At 66.8% G+C, this 17,080-nt stretch carries 14 protein-coding genes and 1 other annotated feature; of the genes, 5 read left to right on the forward strand and 9 right to left on the reverse strand.

The genetic code is table 11. From position 1 onward, the window contains the following. Nucleotides 1-83: 83 nt before the first annotated feature. Both HDC95_RS09370 and HDC95_RS09375 read right to left on the reverse strand, forming a co-directional pair. Nucleotides 84-515 carry an IS3 family transposase gene (locus HDC95_RS09370; protein ID WP_259063175.1) on the reverse strand — a complete coding sequence of 144 codons (432 nt, stop codon included), beginning with the start codon at nt 513-515 and terminating at the stop codon, nt 84-86. Next, nucleotides 423-550 (reverse strand) — a sequence feature (AL1L pseudoknot). Its footprint overlaps the gene before it by 93 nt. After that, a complete protein-coding gene (locus tag HDC95_RS09375; protein WP_310503241.1) occupies nt 509-844 on the reverse strand; it encodes a transposase in 336 nt (111 codons plus the stop codon). Its footprint overlaps the feature before it by 42 nt. Before HDC95_RS09375 ends, HDC95_RS09370 begins: the two co-directional genes overlap by 7 nt. Nucleotides 845-996: 152 nt before the next feature. Between HDC95_RS09375 and HDC95_RS09380 the strand changes: the two genes are divergently transcribed. Then, entirely contained in the window at nt 997-2,235 is a 1,239-nt protein-coding gene (locus HDC95_RS09380; protein WP_259063177.1) for a heparan-alpha-glucosaminide N-acetyltransferase domain-containing protein, read from the forward strand. A 16-nt stretch (nt 2,236-2,251) separates the two neighbouring features. Here the strand turns inward: HDC95_RS09380 and HDC95_RS09385 are convergent, their stop codons facing one another. Beyond that, a complete protein-coding gene (locus tag HDC95_RS09385; protein WP_259063178.1) occupies nt 2,252-2,701 on the reverse strand; it encodes a GtrA family protein in 450 nt (149 codons plus the stop codon). Between the two features lie 56 nt (nt 2,702-2,757). Here HDC95_RS09385 and HDC95_RS09390 point away from each other — a divergent pair, with 56 nt between their 5' ends. The 4 genes from HDC95_RS09390 (at nt 2,758) to HDC95_RS09405 (ending at nt 7,639) form a co-directional block, all read left to right on the forward strand. Continuing rightward, nucleotides 2,758-3,540: a glycosyltransferase family 2 protein gene (locus tag HDC95_RS09390; protein WP_259063179.1), complete on the forward strand. Its 783-nt coding sequence runs from the start codon at nt 2,758-2,760 to the stop codon at nt 3,538-3,540. A gap of 1 nt (nt 3,541) precedes the next feature. Beyond that, nucleotides 3,542-4,981: a hypothetical protein gene (locus HDC95_RS09395; RefSeq protein WP_259063180.1), complete on the forward strand. Its 1,440-nt coding sequence runs from the start codon at nt 3,542-3,544 to the stop codon at nt 4,979-4,981. Between the two features lie 122 nt (nt 4,982-5,103). After that, a complete protein-coding gene (lepB, locus tag HDC95_RS09400) occupies nt 5,104-5,820 on the forward strand; it encodes a signal peptidase I (protein WP_259063181.1) in 717 nt (238 codons plus the stop codon). A 58-nt stretch (nt 5,821-5,878) separates the two neighbouring features. Then, nucleotides 5,879-7,639, forward strand: a complete 1,761-nt coding sequence (locus HDC95_RS09405; RefSeq protein WP_259063182.1) for an HNH endonuclease signature motif containing protein — start codon at nt 5,879-5,881, stop codon at nt 7,637-7,639. A 109-nt stretch (nt 7,640-7,748) separates the two neighbouring features. Here HDC95_RS09405 and HDC95_RS09410 read toward each other — a convergent pair whose 3' ends face one another. The 6 genes from HDC95_RS09410 to HDC95_RS09435 all read right to left on the reverse strand — a co-directional run bounded on the left by HDC95_RS09410 (nt 7,749) and on the right by HDC95_RS09435 (nt 16,736). Beyond that, a complete protein-coding gene (locus HDC95_RS09410) occupies nt 7,749-12,956 on the reverse strand; it encodes a metallophosphoesterase (RefSeq protein WP_259063183.1) in 5,208 nt (1,735 codons plus the stop codon). Nucleotides 12,957-13,207: 251 nt separating this feature from the next. Then, nucleotides 13,208-14,566: a phosphoglucosamine mutase gene (gene glmM / locus HDC95_RS09415; protein ID WP_259063185.1), complete on the reverse strand. Its 1,359-nt coding sequence runs from the start codon at nt 14,564-14,566 to the stop codon at nt 13,208-13,210. A gap of 14 nt (nt 14,567-14,580) precedes the next feature. Continuing rightward, the gene (gene rpsI / locus HDC95_RS09420; protein ID WP_259063187.1) at nt 14,581-15,066 is read right to left on the reverse strand and encodes a 30S ribosomal protein S9; all 486 of its coding nucleotides are present in this window, start codon (nt 15,064-15,066) and stop codon (nt 14,581-14,583) included. A 29-nt stretch (nt 15,067-15,095) separates the two neighbouring features. After that, nucleotides 15,096-15,542: a 50S ribosomal protein L13 gene (gene rplM, locus HDC95_RS09425; RefSeq protein ID WP_259063188.1), complete on the reverse strand. Its 447-nt coding sequence runs from the start codon at nt 15,540-15,542 to the stop codon at nt 15,096-15,098. A gap of 187 nt (nt 15,543-15,729) precedes the next feature. After that, the gene (locus HDC95_RS09430; RefSeq protein WP_259063189.1) at nt 15,730-15,942 is read right to left on the reverse strand and encodes a hypothetical protein; all 213 of its coding nucleotides are present in this window, start codon (nt 15,940-15,942) and stop codon (nt 15,730-15,732) included. A gap of 143 nt (nt 15,943-16,085) precedes the next feature. Continuing rightward, nucleotides 16,086-16,736, reverse strand: coding sequence for a response regulator transcription factor (locus HDC95_RS09435; protein WP_259063190.1), 651 nt, complete (start codon nt 16,734-16,736; stop codon nt 16,086-16,088). Nucleotides 16,737-17,080: the final 344 nt, after the last annotated feature.

Consider the following 17,080-nt stretch of genomic DNA (forward strand, 5'->3'; position numbering starts at 1 on the left):
ACACTGCCCGACCCGGGTCGGTGAAATCTCAGTGACCCCTGTCGACCTACTCGATTGTCGAAGCATGACCTTCGGCTGTCCCATTAGGTGAAGTCCACCACCCAGAGCTCGTTCGGCCGGTCAGCGTAGAACTCGCGCTTGACGCGATCCTCAGCCCTCGGCGCAGCGTCGTCGGGCCGTGTGGTGATGAACTGCTTGCCCCTGCGGATGCCGCGCAGTCCCTGCCGGCGCATGAGACGTTCGACAGTGCAGCGGGCGACGACGATGTCCTCGCGTGCCAGCAATCGCCAGATCTTGCGGGCCCCGCTAATCCCGCGACCGAGTTTGCGGTCCCAGAACACCCGCTCGATCTGAACCACCAGTTCCGCGTCGCTGACCGCTCGCGCGGAGGCGGGCCGCTTCTTGAAGGCGTAGTAACCGGACGGAGCGATCTTCACACCGTGCTGGGTGAGCACGCGGCAGATCGGCTCGACTCCGAACCGGTCACGATGATCATCGATGAACCGAACTACCACGGCAGTCGCGGGTCGAGCTCCCGCGCGAAGAAACTCGACGCAGCGAGCAGGATCTCGTTCGCCCGCTTCAGCTCACGCACTTCCGCCTCGAGCTGTTTGATCCTCGACGCGTCGTCTGTCGTGGTCCCAGGACGTTCTCCCGCGTCGATCTGTGCTTGCTTGACCCAACCGCGCAGCGTGTCCGGATTGACTCCGACGCGCTGCCCGATCCGGATCACCGCCTGATTCACAGACAGTTCCGGATCCTCCTTCCGCGCCTCCTGCACGAGCCTCATCGCTCGCTCCCGCAACTCTTGCGGATACTTCCTCAAAGCTGGCATAGCCCTCATCCTCTCGGGACTTCAGACCCTCCACCAGACCCGGGGCGATTCATGATGTGCCATCGCGACAACGTCGTCGCCTCACTCTGCATGCGTTCCCCCGTTTTCTACTCCTAGTCTTGCCGATCGTGCTGCGCCTCCGAGGATGCCAGGATGGTCGAATGACCTCGCCGGACCGCCCCCTCGCAGGACGACGCATCGTCGGCGTCGACATCGCCCGTTTCGCGGCCATCATCGGCATGATGGCCGCGCACCTGGTGGTGCAGCTCGGATCAGACGCGAGCGCAGCACGCATAGACAGTCTCGCCGGAAGGCTCATCGGCGCCACCGTGAGCAGCACATCGGCGACGACCTTCGCAGTGCTCGGCGGAGTCAGCCTCGTGCTGCTATCGCGCGGCATGCGCGATAGCTCGCGCGGACGCATGCTCGTCAGCATTCTCATCCGCGGTCTCGCCATCTCGCTCATCGGCACGCTGCTCGATGTCCTCGGCGGCCCCATCAGCGTGGTGCTCACCGCGTACGGCACCGCGATGATCATCGCCGCGTTCGCGCTCTTCCTCCCCTCGGCAGTCATCGCTGTGATCGCCGGTGTGCTGTGGATCGGCGGAGGTGCCGTGAACGCGCAGGTGCGCGCCGGGATCGTCGCGACACCGACACCAACATCCGGGCCGATCGATGAACTCGGTCGTGTCGTGCGTGATCTGCTGCTCACCGGGCACTACCCCGCCATCACCTGGGTCGCTTACATGCTCGTCGGCATCCTGCTCGCCCGCGTTCTGTTCGCGCCGCCGACATTAGACGCGTTACGCCGGCTGTGCCTGCTCCTCACGATTTGGGGGCTCGCGATTTACGGCGTCATCACTGTGGGGGGCCGCATCGCGCGGATGCGCCCGACATGGTTCGAGCTGCCGGAGATCGGCGAGGCGATGCTGAGCAGCGGGCGTGGCGCTCCGATCGGCACAGAGCTGTGGATGCTGGTCATCCCTACACCGCACAGCGGTAACCCTGCCGACATGCTGCGAACAGTCGCCGGCGCGTGCGTGCTCATCGGCCTGTTCGTGCTGTTGTTCGACGTGCGTCACCATGAACACGGCTTCGCAGTCGAAACCGTGCGCGCGGCCGGCGCCGCACCTCTGACGATCTACACTGCGCATGTTCTGGTCACTACGCTCTTGTCGTCGCTCGCCACCCGAGCAGTCGTCGCGGGAGAAACGACCTCGCCGGTCTGGTATGCACAGGGCCTCAGCATCCTGCTGTTGCAGATCGTTGGCGTCCTCGCGATCGGTGCCGTGCTCGCACGGTTGCGCCGACGAGGCCCACTCGAAATCCTGCTGGGGTTCGTCAGCGGCACCAGCAGGCGTCATACGCCATCTTCGGGCAGCGTACGCACCCGGGTATGAGTTCCCGCTGGCTCGATCAGTCAGCGGCCGTCGGCGCCACCCGGAAAACCACCTTGTGGTACAGCACGAACCGGATCAGCACGACGATCACGATGCTGATGAGGTTCACGACGTTGACGGCCAGCGCGCCGGGTTCCTGTCCGCGCAATCCGGTGAACACCTCGACACCGAGCCAGACAAGCGCGGCACCCAGCAGCGTGCAGGCGACGTTCACGCCCAGGAAGAGCACGAGCTCGGAGACCCGCCCACGGCGGTCGCGGTGACGGAACGTCCACTCCCGGTTGCCGATGTAGGCGTTGACCAGTGCGATGAGAGAGGCGACGATCTTCGCGACGACCAGATCCCACCCGAACACGAACACGAGCAGGTTGAACACCGCGATCTCGATGACCGTGCTGAGTGCACCGACAACGAGGAATCGGCTTCCCACGCCCACAAGGCGGCGCAGACGGGCAGGGATCCTCACTCCACTAGGCTACTTCGTGCGCGTACTCTCGCCGCACACGCCCGCCGAGGAGCCTCTTGACCTTCTCCCATCTCGCCATCGTCATGCCGGCCTACAACGAGGCCGAAGGCATCCGTGGCTTCATCGACGAGATCCGCGACCACGTCGCACCACTCGCCACCCGCGTCTCGTTCGTCATCGCCGACGACCGCTCGACGGATGACACCGCCCGCGTCTTCGACGAGGTGGCAGACGTCGACCTGCAGACTCAGCCGGCCAATCGCGGCCACGGACCCACCGCGCTGGCCGCCTACCGCGCAGGGCTCGAGACCGACCCAGACCTCCTGGTGCACGTCGACGGGGACGGACAGTTCCTCGGCGCAGACTTCGTGCGGCTCATCACCGCGGCGGAGTCCACGGGCGCCGATGTCGTGCACGGCGTGCGCGACGGGCGCACCGACCCCTGGTACCGGAAGGTGCTCACCGCTGCCGTACGGCTGCTCATCGCCGCGGCATCCGGTCGTCGCATTCCCGACGTCAACACTCCCCTGCGCGCCTACCGTCCCGCCGCCCTGCAGACGTTGGTGGATGCTGTGCCCGCAGACGTGAGCGTGCCGCACGTGCACTTCGCGCTCGCCGAGGCCCGTGGCGGGTTCATCGTGCGCTACGTGCGCGTGGCCAGCATCCCGCGTCGCGGCGAATCGGCCAGCGGAACCATGTGGGGTCGCGCGGCCGGGGTTCGGCTGCCGCCCAAGCGTCTGCGCGAGTTCGCGATCGCCGCCCTGCAGGAGGTGTGGGCGCTCTCGCTGCGTCCATCGGCGCCGCTGCGCAGCATCCGTCGACCAGGGTCTTCACACTGACATGATCCGCGCGCGTTCCATCGTCTTCTGGGTGCTGGCCGCCGCCCTGCTCGTCGGGCATGTGCTCGTCGCGTGGCAGAGCCTCTTCGTGTGGCGGTTCTGGGAAGACGAAGCACTCAACCTCACCGTGCCGCTCAACCTGCTCGACGGCCTCGGCTACGCCAGTGACGGTGCGCTCTCCGGGTCGACGATCACTCTGTTCGACGCGCGCATCTCGACCGGGCCCGCCGTGCTGCTGCCGGTCGCCGCCGTGCTCGCCACCGGCATCGATCCGGTCATCGGCGCACGGCTGGTCCCGCTCGCGTACTGGGTGCTGCTGCTCGCAGGGCTCTGGGTGCTCGGACGCCGCATCGGCGGGCGTTGGGCCGCGCTCGTCCCCGTCGCCGTTCCGCTTGCTTTCACGACCTCGACAGCGGTCTCCCCCATTCAGGGTCCTGCCGATCTGCTCGGCGAGATCCCTGCGGCCGCGCTGCTGGTGTGGGCGCTCGTTGTGTTGCCGCGACGCGCGTGGCTCGCGGGGCTGCTGGTCGGACTCGCGATCCAGGCCAAGCTCATCGCCCTGCTCGCGCTGCCCGCGTTCGCCATCGCGCTGCTGCTGCTGGCTTCCGGTACCAGTTGGGCGCGCCTTTGGGCGTGGGTGCGACGGTCGCTGGTGCCGCTGCTGTTCGTGGCGCTGCCGACGTTCCTGTTCGAGCTCGCCGCCCTGCTGACCTTCGGCTTCAGCGGCTTCATCGAGCACCTGCGTGCGCTGGTCAGGTTCGTCCGCAGCGGCGGCCAGCTCGGCGAGCCGACGACGGTGGTGCAGAAGTTCACGACCCTCGCGGAATCGTGGTCGCTGCCGGTGTGGGCAGCGGTCGCCGTCGCGGTGGTCTCGCTGCTTCTGATCGGCGGCGGGCTCTGGGTTTCTCGGGGTTCCTTCCCTGCTGTTCTTGTCTATGTCGCGGCTGCTGCCGTCGGCGCGCTCGCGTTTGTCGGCTGGTGGGCGACCGCGTCGCATCTGCCGCTGTGGGTGCGGCATCCGGCCCCCGGCGTGTTCGCGTTCTTCCCGATCCTGGCGGCATGCGCGGTCTGGGGAGCCCAGCGGATGCTGCGCGAGCAGCGTCTTCGCATCGTGACTGTGGTCGCGGCCGGTGTCGTTCTCTTGGGGATCGGTGGAGGGGCTGCTGTGCACGCGGTCGCGGCCGCCCAAGCGCCCTGGCTGACGCTCGAGACGCAGCGCGCAGCCGTGGCTCCGCTGAAGGAATGGGTCGAGGCGAACGATGTCGAATGGCTCGCGGCGGAGCCGTGGGGCGCGGCGGTTGCTCCGATCGTGCTCACCGGCGCGCATGTGGGCCTGTTCGACGCCCCTGCGATGGCGGACGTGCCGAGGCTCACCGGGATGGAGTGCGCCACCGAGGTGCTCGTCGACAGCGGGCTGTTCCGGATCTGCGCGGCGCCATAGGGTTCGCCGCGCTGCGTGCCGTCGGCCGGCCCGCTGCATCTCGCCGGGCGGCCCGCTGCGTCTCGTTCGCGGCATCCGCTCGCCGAGCCTGTCGAAGTGTGCTCCACCGGTAACGTGGGGGTGTGACGACCGATACTCCCGCCGCGCACGCAGCCAAACCGCTCTGGCGACGAATCACGGGCAGCGCCTGGTTTCATCTGGTCGCCGCGTTCGTGGTCGCGGGGCTCCTGCTGACCTTCGTCGCGAAGCCATACCTCGTACCGTCGGCCTCGATGGAGTCGACGCTGCAGCCCGGCGATCGACTCATGGTCAATCGCCTCGCCTATGTCGGATCCGAGCCCGCGACGGGCGACATCATCGTGTTCGACGCAGACGAGACCTGGGGCGCGCACGCCACCGGTTCCGAGGTCTGGTGGAAGGCCGCAGCCCGATGGGTCGGCGAGGTCACGGGCTTCGGTCCGTCCGGCCCGCACACTCTCGTGAAGCGAGTGATCGCGGGCCCTGGGCAGGTCGTGGAATGCTGCACGGCATCCGGAGCCATCACGGTCGACGGCATCGCGCTCGACGAGACGTACCTGGGGTCGGACTTCCCCTTCGAAGCGGGGACTCTCGACTGCACCACTGTGCCCGCGTCCCTGCGGTGTTTCGATGCGGTGACCGTGCCACCAGGGTCATATCTCGTGCTCGGAGACAACCGCACCAACTCCTCGGACTCCGCGGCGCAGTGTCGCGGGGTGCCCGACGCCGATCCGTCGTGCTGGCGCTGGGCGACTCGCGACGACGTCGTCGGCAAGGTCAGCCTGATCCTGTGGCCGATCGGGCGCTGGGGCGCGCTTTAGTTATCCACAACATTGTGAATCTTTGTTCTAATGTCGGCGGCCTCTGACACTATGAAGTATGGCCATTTTCAGCGAGTTGCGCGACACCCTTGAGGGGTTGGAATCGCGCATGGGTGACGTCGATATCGACGTCCTGCTGACGGCCATGCGCAGGCTCGACGACGATGCGATCGTCGGTGCGCTGGCCGGCGCGGCGGCCGTTGCGAACTGCGCCGAGCGGATGCTGACGGTCGGCGCCGGAGTGGTCGCAGAGCGTTCGCGGCGCGAGGCCGGGCATTCCGGTTTGGCTGCGACGCGTGGGCACCGCAACGCCGTGTCTCTGGTGCAGTCGATCGTCGGCGGCACGCGCACAGATGCGGCGCGCGCCGTACGGCTGGGCGAGACGTTGATCGAAGGGGCGGATGCTGCGGGGGCAGGCTCGCTGGGAAGGGACGGCTCCGACCGAGACGGCTGGGGCGGAAACGGCTGGAGCGGTTCGCCCGGCGACGGCGGAGACGGCTGGAGCTGGGGTGATGGAGCTGGCTACGGAGAATCGAATGCCGACGGGGCGACCGGAGGGGCGGATGCCGGGTTCGAGCATGGCGGGGCGGGGGCCGGGCCTGCCGGAACTGGGGCCGGGCCTGCCGGGACAGAGGCTGGGTCCGGAGATCCTGGGGACGAGGACGCCGCGGGGTCGCACACTGGGTCGAGCGGACCCGATGACGGCGCGAGCGGAGGCGAGGGTGTCGGTGGCGGCGCGAGTGCGGGCGCAGGAGCATCGACGCTCGAGCACGATGCGCCGATGCCCTGGCACGAGCCGTTGCGTCAGTCGTTGTTCGCGGGAAAGATCACACCCGCGCAGCACGATGCGATCTTCCGCGGAATGGGCCAGCCTCCCGCCCGCGACGGTGTCGACAGCCCGACCGACGCGATGATCGAAGTATGGTCGCTCGCCGCGGCGCAGCTCGCGCAAGAGGCTGCTGACATGTCGGTAGAAGACCTCGCGCGTCGTGCGCGGCAGGTGCGCGACACCTTGGATCCGCAAGGCGTGCAGGAACGTTTCGAGCGCTCCTACGCGGCCCGATCGTGGCGGTCGTGGCGCAACACAGACGGGCAGCATCACACGCACATCATCTCCGACGACGAGACTGCGGCCTGGCTTGAATCGATCCGAGATGCCGCACTTCGGCCTCGTCGGGGAGGACCGAGGTTCATGACCGATGAGGAACGCGCAGCGGCGAGCGCACTGGTGGACGATCCGCGCACGAACGACCAGATCGCCTACGACCTGTTCATGGACATCCTGCGCGCCGGGGCACTCGCCAACGCGGCCGACGACGGCGGATGCATGTTCCCGGAATGTCGCGTCCCGGCGTCGTACTGCGAAGCGCATCACTGCGACCATTGGCATGAAGATCTCGGACTCACCGACATCGACCGCGGCATTCTGCTGTGCAGACATCACCACATGCTGCTGCACAACAACGGGTGGAAGATCACACGTGAGGGGCTTGGCATGTTCATGCTCCATCCGCCCGGCAGCCGCAGACGCGGGGGCCCAGGAGGCCGCGAGGCAGGCGGCGGCAGTGGGGTCGGCGGCGGCGAGATCGAGAGAAGCAGCGGCGATGGCAGCAGCAGTGGTCGGGGCGGCGGCAGCAGCGGGGTCGGCGGCGGCAGCGGGATCGAGGTCGAGAGAAGCAGCGGCGGTGGCGATCTGGAGCCGATCCCCCTCACCAGCCGGTCAGCGATCCGGTGGGCATGGGATCCACCACCCGAGTGGCCGCACTGGAGAAGTATGCCCTCCGACGTCGCCGACCCGCGACTGGCTCATTCGGCGTAACCGGCGGACGCCGCCGCACTGCCCTCCACGCGCGCCAACACAACGAACAGCGACATCCGCCGGGATACATAGACCCGACGGATGTCGCCGTGAACAGGCCGACGCAAAGTCAGCGCGTGGTACCGATGATGCGACGGCGGATGAGAATTCCGCTGCCGAGCAGCAGCGCGAGGCCGCCGGCGATCACCCAGCCGATCAGGCCGGAGACGTCTCCACCGGTCGTCGCGAGCGCGTCGTCACCGGCACCCGGACCAGATCCGCCTGCTTCACCGGGCATTCCGTTGCCGCCGGACCCGTTACCGCCGGATCCGTTCCCGTTCCCGGGGTTGCCGTTCCCCGGGTTCCCGTTGCCGGGGTTGCCATTGCCATTGCCGGGGTTCCCGTTGCCACCATCGCCACCACCACCGGTGCCGGGCTCGGGGTCCGGAGCCGGAAGCACCGAGAACAGCTGCACCGGCGAGAAGTCGACCGCGCCATACGGGTCGCTCGTTCGCACGTACCATCCGCGCTCCCCCACCTCGGCGAGCGGCCAGGTGGCCGAGAGGATCGAGCCCGAGGACACACCCTCGAACGACGCGATCTCGCTCGAGGTGAGGATCTCGGCCGAGAAGGCGTCGGTTCCCAGCATCCGCTCGCCCGTCTCGATGCCGAGCTGCTCGAACGTGAGCTCGAACTCCTGCGGAGCGTTCACCAGTGACGGATCGTCGGAGTTGTGCTTGCCGAGCACACCGCCGTTCGCGGGGTCTTCGAGCGACGGCGAGAAGGTACGGACGATCATGCGCTCACCGACAGTGTCGAAGTGCAGCAGACGCAAGAAGCCCTGACCACCCTCGGGCAGGCCCTGGTAGTCGAACAGCATCGAGTACACGTTGCGCTCGGCGACGCCGTCTCCGTCGTCGTCGAACTGATCCGTGCGGGTCAGAGCACTGTGATAGTGCCCGGAGAACACCATCTTCACGTTCGGGTTCACGGCCACGACTTCATCGAGGATCCGCTGCGGCATTTCGCCGAGCCCGCCGGTCGTGAGGATGAACTCGTGCTGCGCGATGATCGCCACACGGTCGGGGTACTGCGCGAGCACCTCGTTCATCCATGCGATATCGGCGTCGCCAGGACCCCATCCGGTGTAGACCATGATGAAGTCGATGCCGCCGGCCGAGAGCAGGTCGTAGTGGCCACGGTTGTTTTCGAAGCTGCCGCCGTACCAGGGGTTGCCCACGAAGCGGTCTTCTCCGAAGTACGTGCCATAGTTCGTGTAGTCGATCTCCTGGTGACCCACGTCGTGATTGCCGGCGAGCACGCCGTACGGCAGCCCCGCCTCGTCCAGGCGACGGTACTCGGGGTCGGCGTTGTCCACCCACTGGTACATCTGGTCGTAGTCATCGACGATGTCGCCGGTGTGGAACAGGTACTGCAGGTTCATCGCCTGACGCTGCTCGAGCAGATACGAGTGGATGGCCTGCTGGTGGCGGTAACGATCCTCTTCCGGCACCGCGTTCTCGTTGTAGTACTGCGTGTCCGACTCCCAGCCGAACGTGAAGTCGTACTCCGCGCGCGGAGTGTCGAGCGGATGCGGCAGCGCCACGTCAGACTCGCGCGTGCTCAGGTCGTCTCCGGCGAAGCCTTCCGAGTGCTGCACGAGCACCCGCACGACCCCGTCGCGCGCGTGTGCGGTGATGTCGACCGCAGCCTCGAGCGTGAACGAGCCCTCATCGACCGTGACCTGCCGGGTCTGCTCGGCCCACGACGTTCCGTCGGCCGCCAGCGCGTACAGAATCACCGTGGCTCCGGCATCCGCGTGTCCCGTCCACGACACTCGCACGAGCGACCCGTCGGCGGCATCGCCGGTGTCGACGTCGAACAGCTGGTACGGGAACTCCGCGCTCGATGTGACATCGCTGGCGAGGCCGTCGGCGGTGGACAGCATCCGGATGTCGTCGTCGCTCAGCGTCTCGGGCTGCTCGCGCTCGAGGCCCTGCGCATCGTTCACCGTGCCGGACTGCAGCGCGATGTCGCCGTCGGACAGATCGACCCTGCGACCTTCGAGGAACGACACATCCAGCACATCGCCGGTCGGATCCTCGACCTTCGCCTGCAGCGTCACATCCCCCGCCGTGACCTCGGCGCCCTCGACCGGCGCGATCGCACCGGCGCTGGGCTGCTCGTCATAGGTGATGAAGGTCGCCGAGTACTCCGAGGCATTGCCCAGAGCATCCGTCGCCGTGATCGTGACCACGTGGTCGCCGGCGGTGAGTTCCACAGACGACGTCACGTACGGCAGGGCGATCTCGACACCGTCGAGCGTCGCGACCGTGGTGACGTCACCGATTCCGGCATCCACGATCTCCGCGTCGATCGCGATCTCACCCTGGTAGGCCGAGCCGTCGACGATCTCGGTCGTCACCTGCGGGCCGGTGTTGTCGACCTGCACGGTGCGGACCGCCGAAGTCGCGGCATCCGTCGCCGTCACGACCGCGGCGCCATCTTCGCGACCCGTGGTCTCCCATTCCGCTGACACTGCGGCGAATGCATCCTCGGGGATGGTGAAGCGCGCATCGAAGAAGTCATGCTTGCCTGCACTGTCGCCCATCTGCAGCACGCTGGCAGGGTCGTCGTAGCCCTGCGGGGTGAGCGTGCGGCCGTCGGGCAGAATCAGTCGCAGGCCGCGGATCGTGAAGTCGTCGTTGTTCTCGAACTCATCGATCTCGGGTGCCTTCTTCGTCCCCGCCCAGACGCTCACGACGAGTTCGTCGCCCTGGCGCACGTAGGACAGCGGCACGTCGGTCGCGATCGTCTTCCACGCGTCGTAAGTGCCCTCATCGAAGATCTGCAGGATGTCGTCACCGACACGCACGCCGTTCTTGAAGTAGTAGTCGGTGTTCGACGCCTCGAAGGCGAACACCGGCTCGTCTTCCAGCGTCGTCTCGGTTTCCAGTGGCTCGCCGTCGACGTCGAGCTCGATCTCTGCGGGGTAGTGGTCGCCCCCGGCGATGACCGTCGTGGTGCCGCCGACGAAGGCGCCCTCTTCGAGGTTCAGGCGCACCAGGTCGGTAGACGCGCCTGCCACCGGAATGCGCACGGTCTCCACGGTCGTGACGTTCGTGCCGTCGGTCGCCGTGACGGCGTACTCGAACCACGACTTGCCGATCAGGTCGACCGCGTTGATCGTGTGGACGTAGGTGCCATCGCCCGCGTCGCTGAGGTTGATCGGCGCGAACTCGCCGTCGACGTCGTTCGCAAGCGACAGCGTCACCGTTCGCGGGAGCACATCGTCGGTGACGCGGAAAGTCAGAGCGAAATCGGATGCCGGGTCGATCTGCCCGACCGTCAGGTTCTCGATCACGGGTGCGACAGTGTCGGACGCTTCGATCATGAGGCCTGCGGGAACCTGGTCGGACTGCACCGTGCCGGGCGTCGCGGGAGCGATCCCCAGCATCCGCTGCAGGGTGAGGTCGTCCTCCCGGATCGCGTAGCGGATGCCCTGGTCGGGCAGCGTGTCGTCCGTGTCGCCCATGAAGTAGTAGCCGCGGTTGACGGTGTGACCGGTGTTCGTGATGATCTCGATGCCACGCGGCGACGAGTTCGCCATTCCGCCGGCGAAGATCTCGACCAGGTCTTCGCCGAGCGTCAGCGACGTGCCGAACATTCCGTTGAAGTCCGTAGCGTTCAGGTCGTTGTTGGGGCCGTTCTTGATCCACAGCACGAGCGTCTCGCCGCCGGGGATCACGACATCGGCGGGCGTCGCAGGCCAACGTGTGCTCTGCGTGTTGCTGTACTCGTCCACCGGGTAGAGGTAGTTGATCGAGTAGTCGCCGAAGTCGATCGGCTCGCTCGTGGCGTTGTAGACCTCGATGAACTCGTAGCCGTCGGATGCCCCGACGTTCGTGGAGTCGGGCAGCACCTCGGTCACCTGCAGCGCTGCGGTGACGACGGACGGGTCCGGCTGCGGATCGAACCCGGGCTCCGGGTCGGGCTCGGGCGCCGTGAGCGCCTCTTCTGTGATCGTGCCCGGGGTCGGGGCTGCGGCTTCTTCGAGCAGGAGCATGCTCTGCGCGGCGATGTCGCCCGGGATGCGGAAGTGAGCGGTGAGATCGACGCCGACGGAGCCAGAGGGATAGTAGGACCAGTTCGCGACGTCGTCGGCGGTGTGGACGACGCGGATGCCGCGGCCTCCGCCGTTCGCCATGCCGGGCTGTCCCTCCACTCGGACGACACGCGTCTCGGCAGGAGCGCCCCAGTGCGAACGGAACTCGTCCACGGTGCGCGCGAACGAGTCGACCGTGGTCGTGGTGTAGCTCAGCCACAGCGCGATGGTCTCGCCCGCTTCGATGACAGTGGGCTCGGCCACGGTCAGCGGAACGTCACGCGTGCGGTCGGCCGCGTCGACGTAGGTGTAGGCGAACGAGTAGCCGGCGAGGTCGATGGCCTCTGCCGTGGTGTTGTGGATCTCGAAGAACTCGAAGTCGTCGACACCGGAGTTGTCTGGGGCGATCTCGGTGACCATGATCGGCCAGTTCGAGGCAGGACCCTGCACGGGCGGCTCGGGCTCGGTGGTCGGACGCTCGAGCGCGATCGGAAGCACGGTGCCGGGGGTGCGCTCGGACTGCAGCCCGAGAACGGTGAGGCTCTCTGGTGCGGTGGGGTCGGCGGATTCAGCCGGGAGGCGGAAGTGCACGGCGACGTCTTCGCCCATCGAACCCGACGGGTAGTGCGACCAGGTGCGCAGTTCGCCGGCCTGGAGTACGCGGATGCCGCGGTCTCCACCGTTCGCCATGCCGTTCTGGCCCGTGACACGGACCACCTGGGTCGCGCCATCCACGCGGTGGTATTCCCGGAACTGGTCGACGGTGCGCGCGAAGGAGTCGACGTTGCCGGTGGTATAGCTCAGCCACAGCACCGCGGTCTCGCCCGCGGCGAGGGCGAGCGGCTCGTCCACGGTGAGCGCGACGTCGCGGGTCAGGTCGTCGGAGTCGACGTACGAGTACGCGAACGAGAACCCCTGCGCAGCGAGATCGATCGCCTCAGCTGTCGTGTTGTGGATCTCGAAGTACTCGAAGTGGTCATCGCCCGCCGTGTTCGCCAGGATCTCGGTGACGATGATCGCCGGGGTCTCGGGGGCAGGGGTCGCATTCACCGCGGCCGGGATCGGCGTTGCCGCGTGGGCCGTACCGACGGGCATGGCCGCAGCGCTGGCTGCCGCAGCAGGCGCCGCCGGAGCGCCGGCCGCCGCAGCAGGCGCCGCCGGGAGCAGCGATGCCAGCAGCACAGTGGCGCCGAGAATGGACGGAAGGGAAAGAGAAGAGCGGCGCACAGGCACGGGGAAGTTCCAATTACATCGAGGGAGAGGACTCCTCGAAGCTATTGATGCCGACGCAACATCCAGTGTCGCGTTACCCCGTTCCACATGACCGCAGGGTTGCCGCCCGGTTAACGGCCCACCCCAACACGCTCAACACGCTCACTCAGAAGACCGCAGAAGAGTTTCGGGGCTTCCTGCGGATCTGAAGCCGCGAAACTGTTCTCCGCAGACCCCGACGCCGTCGGAAACGCGTGCGAGGAAGCGACTGCTCAGAGAGCGAGGCGCTCCTTGACCACGTCTGCGAGGCGCTGTGCGTAGGACTGAGCGGACTCGGCATCCGCCGCCTCGACCATCACGCGAACCAGCTGCTCCGTGCCGGACTTGCGCAGCAGCACGCGTCCGGTGTCACCGAGTTCCGTCTCGACGGCGGCGACAGCAGCCTGCACGCCCTCGTCGTCGGCGCAGCGATCCTTGTCGACGTCGCGAACATTGATGAGCACCTGCGGGAAGACGGTCATGACGGAGGCGAGCTCCGCGAGCGTCTTCTTCTGGCGCGCCATCTCGGCGACCAGGTGCAGGCCGGTCAGCACGCCGTCGCCGGTCGTCGCGAACTCGCTCATGATCACGTGACCCGACTGCTCGCCGCCGAGTGCGTAGCCGCCCGCGTTCATGTCTTCGAGCACGTAGCGGTCGCCGACGCCGGTCTGGCGCACGGTGATGCCGTTGGCCTCCATCGCCTTGTGCAGACCGAGGTTGCTCATCACCGTGGCGACGAGCGTGTTGTCGGTGAGGTGTCCGCGATCCTTCATCGCCACCGCGAGGATGGCCATGATCTGATCGCCGTCGACGATGGTGCCGTCGGCATCCACCGCGAGACAGCGATCCGCGTCGCCGTCGTGGGCGATTCCGACGTCGGCGCCGAGACGCACGACGGCCTCGGCCAGCTTGTCGAGATGCGTCGACCCGACGCCGTCGTTGATGTTGATGCCGTCGGGCTCAGCGCCCATGACGGTCACGTTCGCGCCGGCGTCGTTGAACGTCTCGGGCGAGACACCGGATGCCGCGCCATGTGCGCAGTCGAGAACGACGTGGATGCCGTCGAGCCGGTGCGGCAGCGAACCCAGCAGGTGCAGCGCGTAGCGGTCTTCCGCGTCGGAGAAGCGCTCGATGCGACCGACGGACGAGCCGGTGGGAAGAAGCTTCTTCTCACCCATCGCGGCCTCGATGCGCTGCTCGACCTCATCGGGGAGCTTCACACCGCCGCGGGCGAAGATCTTGATCCCGTTGTCGGGCGCGGGGTTGTGCGAGGCCGACACCATGACGCCGAAGTCGGCATCGTGGTCGGCGACGAGGAATGCCAGCGCCGGAGTGGGGATGACGCCCGCGTCGAGGACGTCAACACCGGATGCTGCGAGGCCGGCAGAGACTGCGGCCACGAGGAATTCACCGGAGATGCGCGGGTCGCGGGCGACGACTGCTGAGAGTCGCTTTCCCTCTGATTTACGCGCCTCCGCGGTGCGGCCCTGGCCCAGGACGACAGCTGTCGCCTGGGCCAGGGTGAGCGCGAGGTCGGCGGTGAGGATGCCGTTGGCAAGTCCTCGCACGCCGTCCGTGCCGAAAAGCGGCATCCGGGCTCTCGTGCTTAACGCTTCGAGTACTGAGGCGCCTTGCGGGCCTTCTTGAGACCAGCCTTCTTGCGCTCGATGACGCGAGCGTCACGAGAGAGGAAGCCGGCCTTCTTGAGGGTGGCGCGGTTGTTCTCCGCGTCGATGCCGTTCAGCGAACGGGCGATGCCGAGACGCAGCGCGCCGGCCTGGCCCGAGTCGCCGCCACCGGAAATGCGCGCGATCACGTCGTACGCACCCTGGAGGTTCAGCACCGTGAACGGGTCGTTGATCAGCTGCTGGTGCAGCTTGTTCGGGAAGTAGTCCTCAAGCGAACGGCCGTTGACCGTGATGACGCCGGATCCGGGGACCAGACGCACGCGGGCGATGGCCTGCTTGCGACGGCCGACGGCTGCGCCGGGAACGTTGAGAACGGGACGGGGAGCCGCCTCGGTCTCGACGGTCTCCGGGCTGGAGGTCGAGTAGTTCTGAGGGGTTTCGGTGGTGTCCTGAGTATCAGCCACGAGAATGTCCTTAGTAGTCTTAGCGGCGCTTACTGGGCGACCTGGTCGAGGGTGTACGTCGTGGGCTGCTGAGCGGCGTGCGGGTGCTCTGCACCGACGTACACCTTGAGCTTCGTCAGCTGCTGACGACCGAGGCTGTTCTTGGGGAGCATGCCGCGGACGGCCTTCTCGACAGCACGGATGGGGTTCTTCTCGAGGAGTTCCTCGTAGGACATCTTCGACAGACCACCCGGGTAGCCCGAGTGGCGGTAGGCCATCTTCTTCTGGAGCTTCTGGCCGGTGAGCACAACCTTCTCGGCGTTGACGATGATGACGAAGTCACCCGAGTCGAGGTGGTTGGCGAAGGTGGCCTTGTGCTTGCCGCGCAGGAGCGCTGCGGCGTGCGAGGCGAGGCGACCGAGAACGACGTCATTCGCGTCGATGACGACCCAGTCACGCTGGATCTGCCCGGCCTTCGGGGTGTAAGTGCGCGTCACGATAGTGCTGCTTTCTTGTTCGAACGGAGGAGTTCGTGAATCCCACTCCGGGGTGGTTCTTCGCTATTGCGCGGAACACGCCAGTGGAGGGCTCACGTTCGCGGCACTCTGCAGTCGAGTACCAAAGGGATAGCCTACGGCATCCCGGGCGCCCGGCCAAATGGTCGAGCCGGGCGATGCACGCGACTCATCTCGATCCACGGCGCTGAGGGGCAGTCAATTCTGCCTTGTCGCGTCGCTGGATGATGATCGCGCATGTCAAGGCGATGCCGAAGCTGATCAGTGCGAGCACCCATGCGATCGCCGCGAAGTGAATCGGCAGGAAGATCGCCCCCAGGAGGAACGCCACGCCGACGAGCGGAAGAGCGAGGATCAATCGCTGTGTGAGGGTCTGGGTCATCGTCATCTCTCTGCTCGGCCCGCGAGGCGGTCTGGGACATCGCCGACGGCGATCACCCGCATCCATCGTGACCACCGCCTCGGCGATCGATCAAGACAGCCGGCTGCTTCGTAGCCCCAGGGCTACAGATCGGCGGTACCGGATCAGAGACTGATGATCCCGAGTTCGGTCGCTCGGAGCACGATCTGGAGTCGGTTCTCGACGTTCCATTCGTTGTTGATGCGGCGGATGTCGGCCTTCACGGTGCCCTCGGCATAGTGGAGTTCCTGGGCGATCTCGGCATTGGAGAGGCCTTTCGCGATCATCTCGATGATCTGCCTCTCGCGGTCGCTCAACGCGGGTGCATCGGTGATCTGGCTGCTGCCTGTCTCGATCGCGGCCCGCACGAACCTCTCCTGGACTTCGGGTGAGACGACCCGATCGCCGGCGTGGGCGGCCACGATGGCATCGATGATCTGCTCCGGGGTCGAGTTCTTCACGAGGTACCCGCATGCGCCGGCGCGCAGCACCTCGAGTGCACGCCACTCCGTCGTGAAGGTGGTCAGGGCGATCACACGGCAGTGCGGGTTCCATTCCAAGACGCGTCTCGTCGCCTCGACGCCGCCGACCTCGCGCATCTTGATGTCCATCAGCACGACATCGGGATGCATCGCCTCACAGATCTCGACGACCTCGGAGCCGTCGGTCGCCTCGCCGACCAGCGTGACTCGGTCGTCATCAGCGAGGAACGCGCGCAGGGCATGCCGGACCAGCGCCTCGTCGTCGACGACGAGAACTCGGACGGCTTCACTCACCTCATCACGGTACCGCGGGCCTTCTCCCCGATCTCTAGCCCTGGGGTCATGATTCGGTGGCCCGGAGAGTAGTGCTCGTATTCTGGATTGAACCGATTGAAGGAGACCAGCGTGGGACTGATCAACGCGTACGGAGTCGGCGCATTCATGCGGGTCTTCACCGACCCGAATGCCGACCTGGGTGACTGGCTCTGCAGCGTGCTGGGCATCTGTGCCTGAAACCGGTCCAGCTGCCATCGGAGGTCGGGAGCCGATCCTCGCTGCTCAGAGTTCCATCGGGAGGATGCTGCGCTCTCGCGCTTTCTGGCAGCAGCGCTCACTCCACTCGGTTGCTCGCCTTCTCT

The organism is Microbacterium sp. AK031 (assembly GCF_024807145.1).
Classification (GTDB): domain Bacteria; phylum Actinomycetota; class Actinomycetes; order Actinomycetales; family Microbacteriaceae; genus Microbacterium.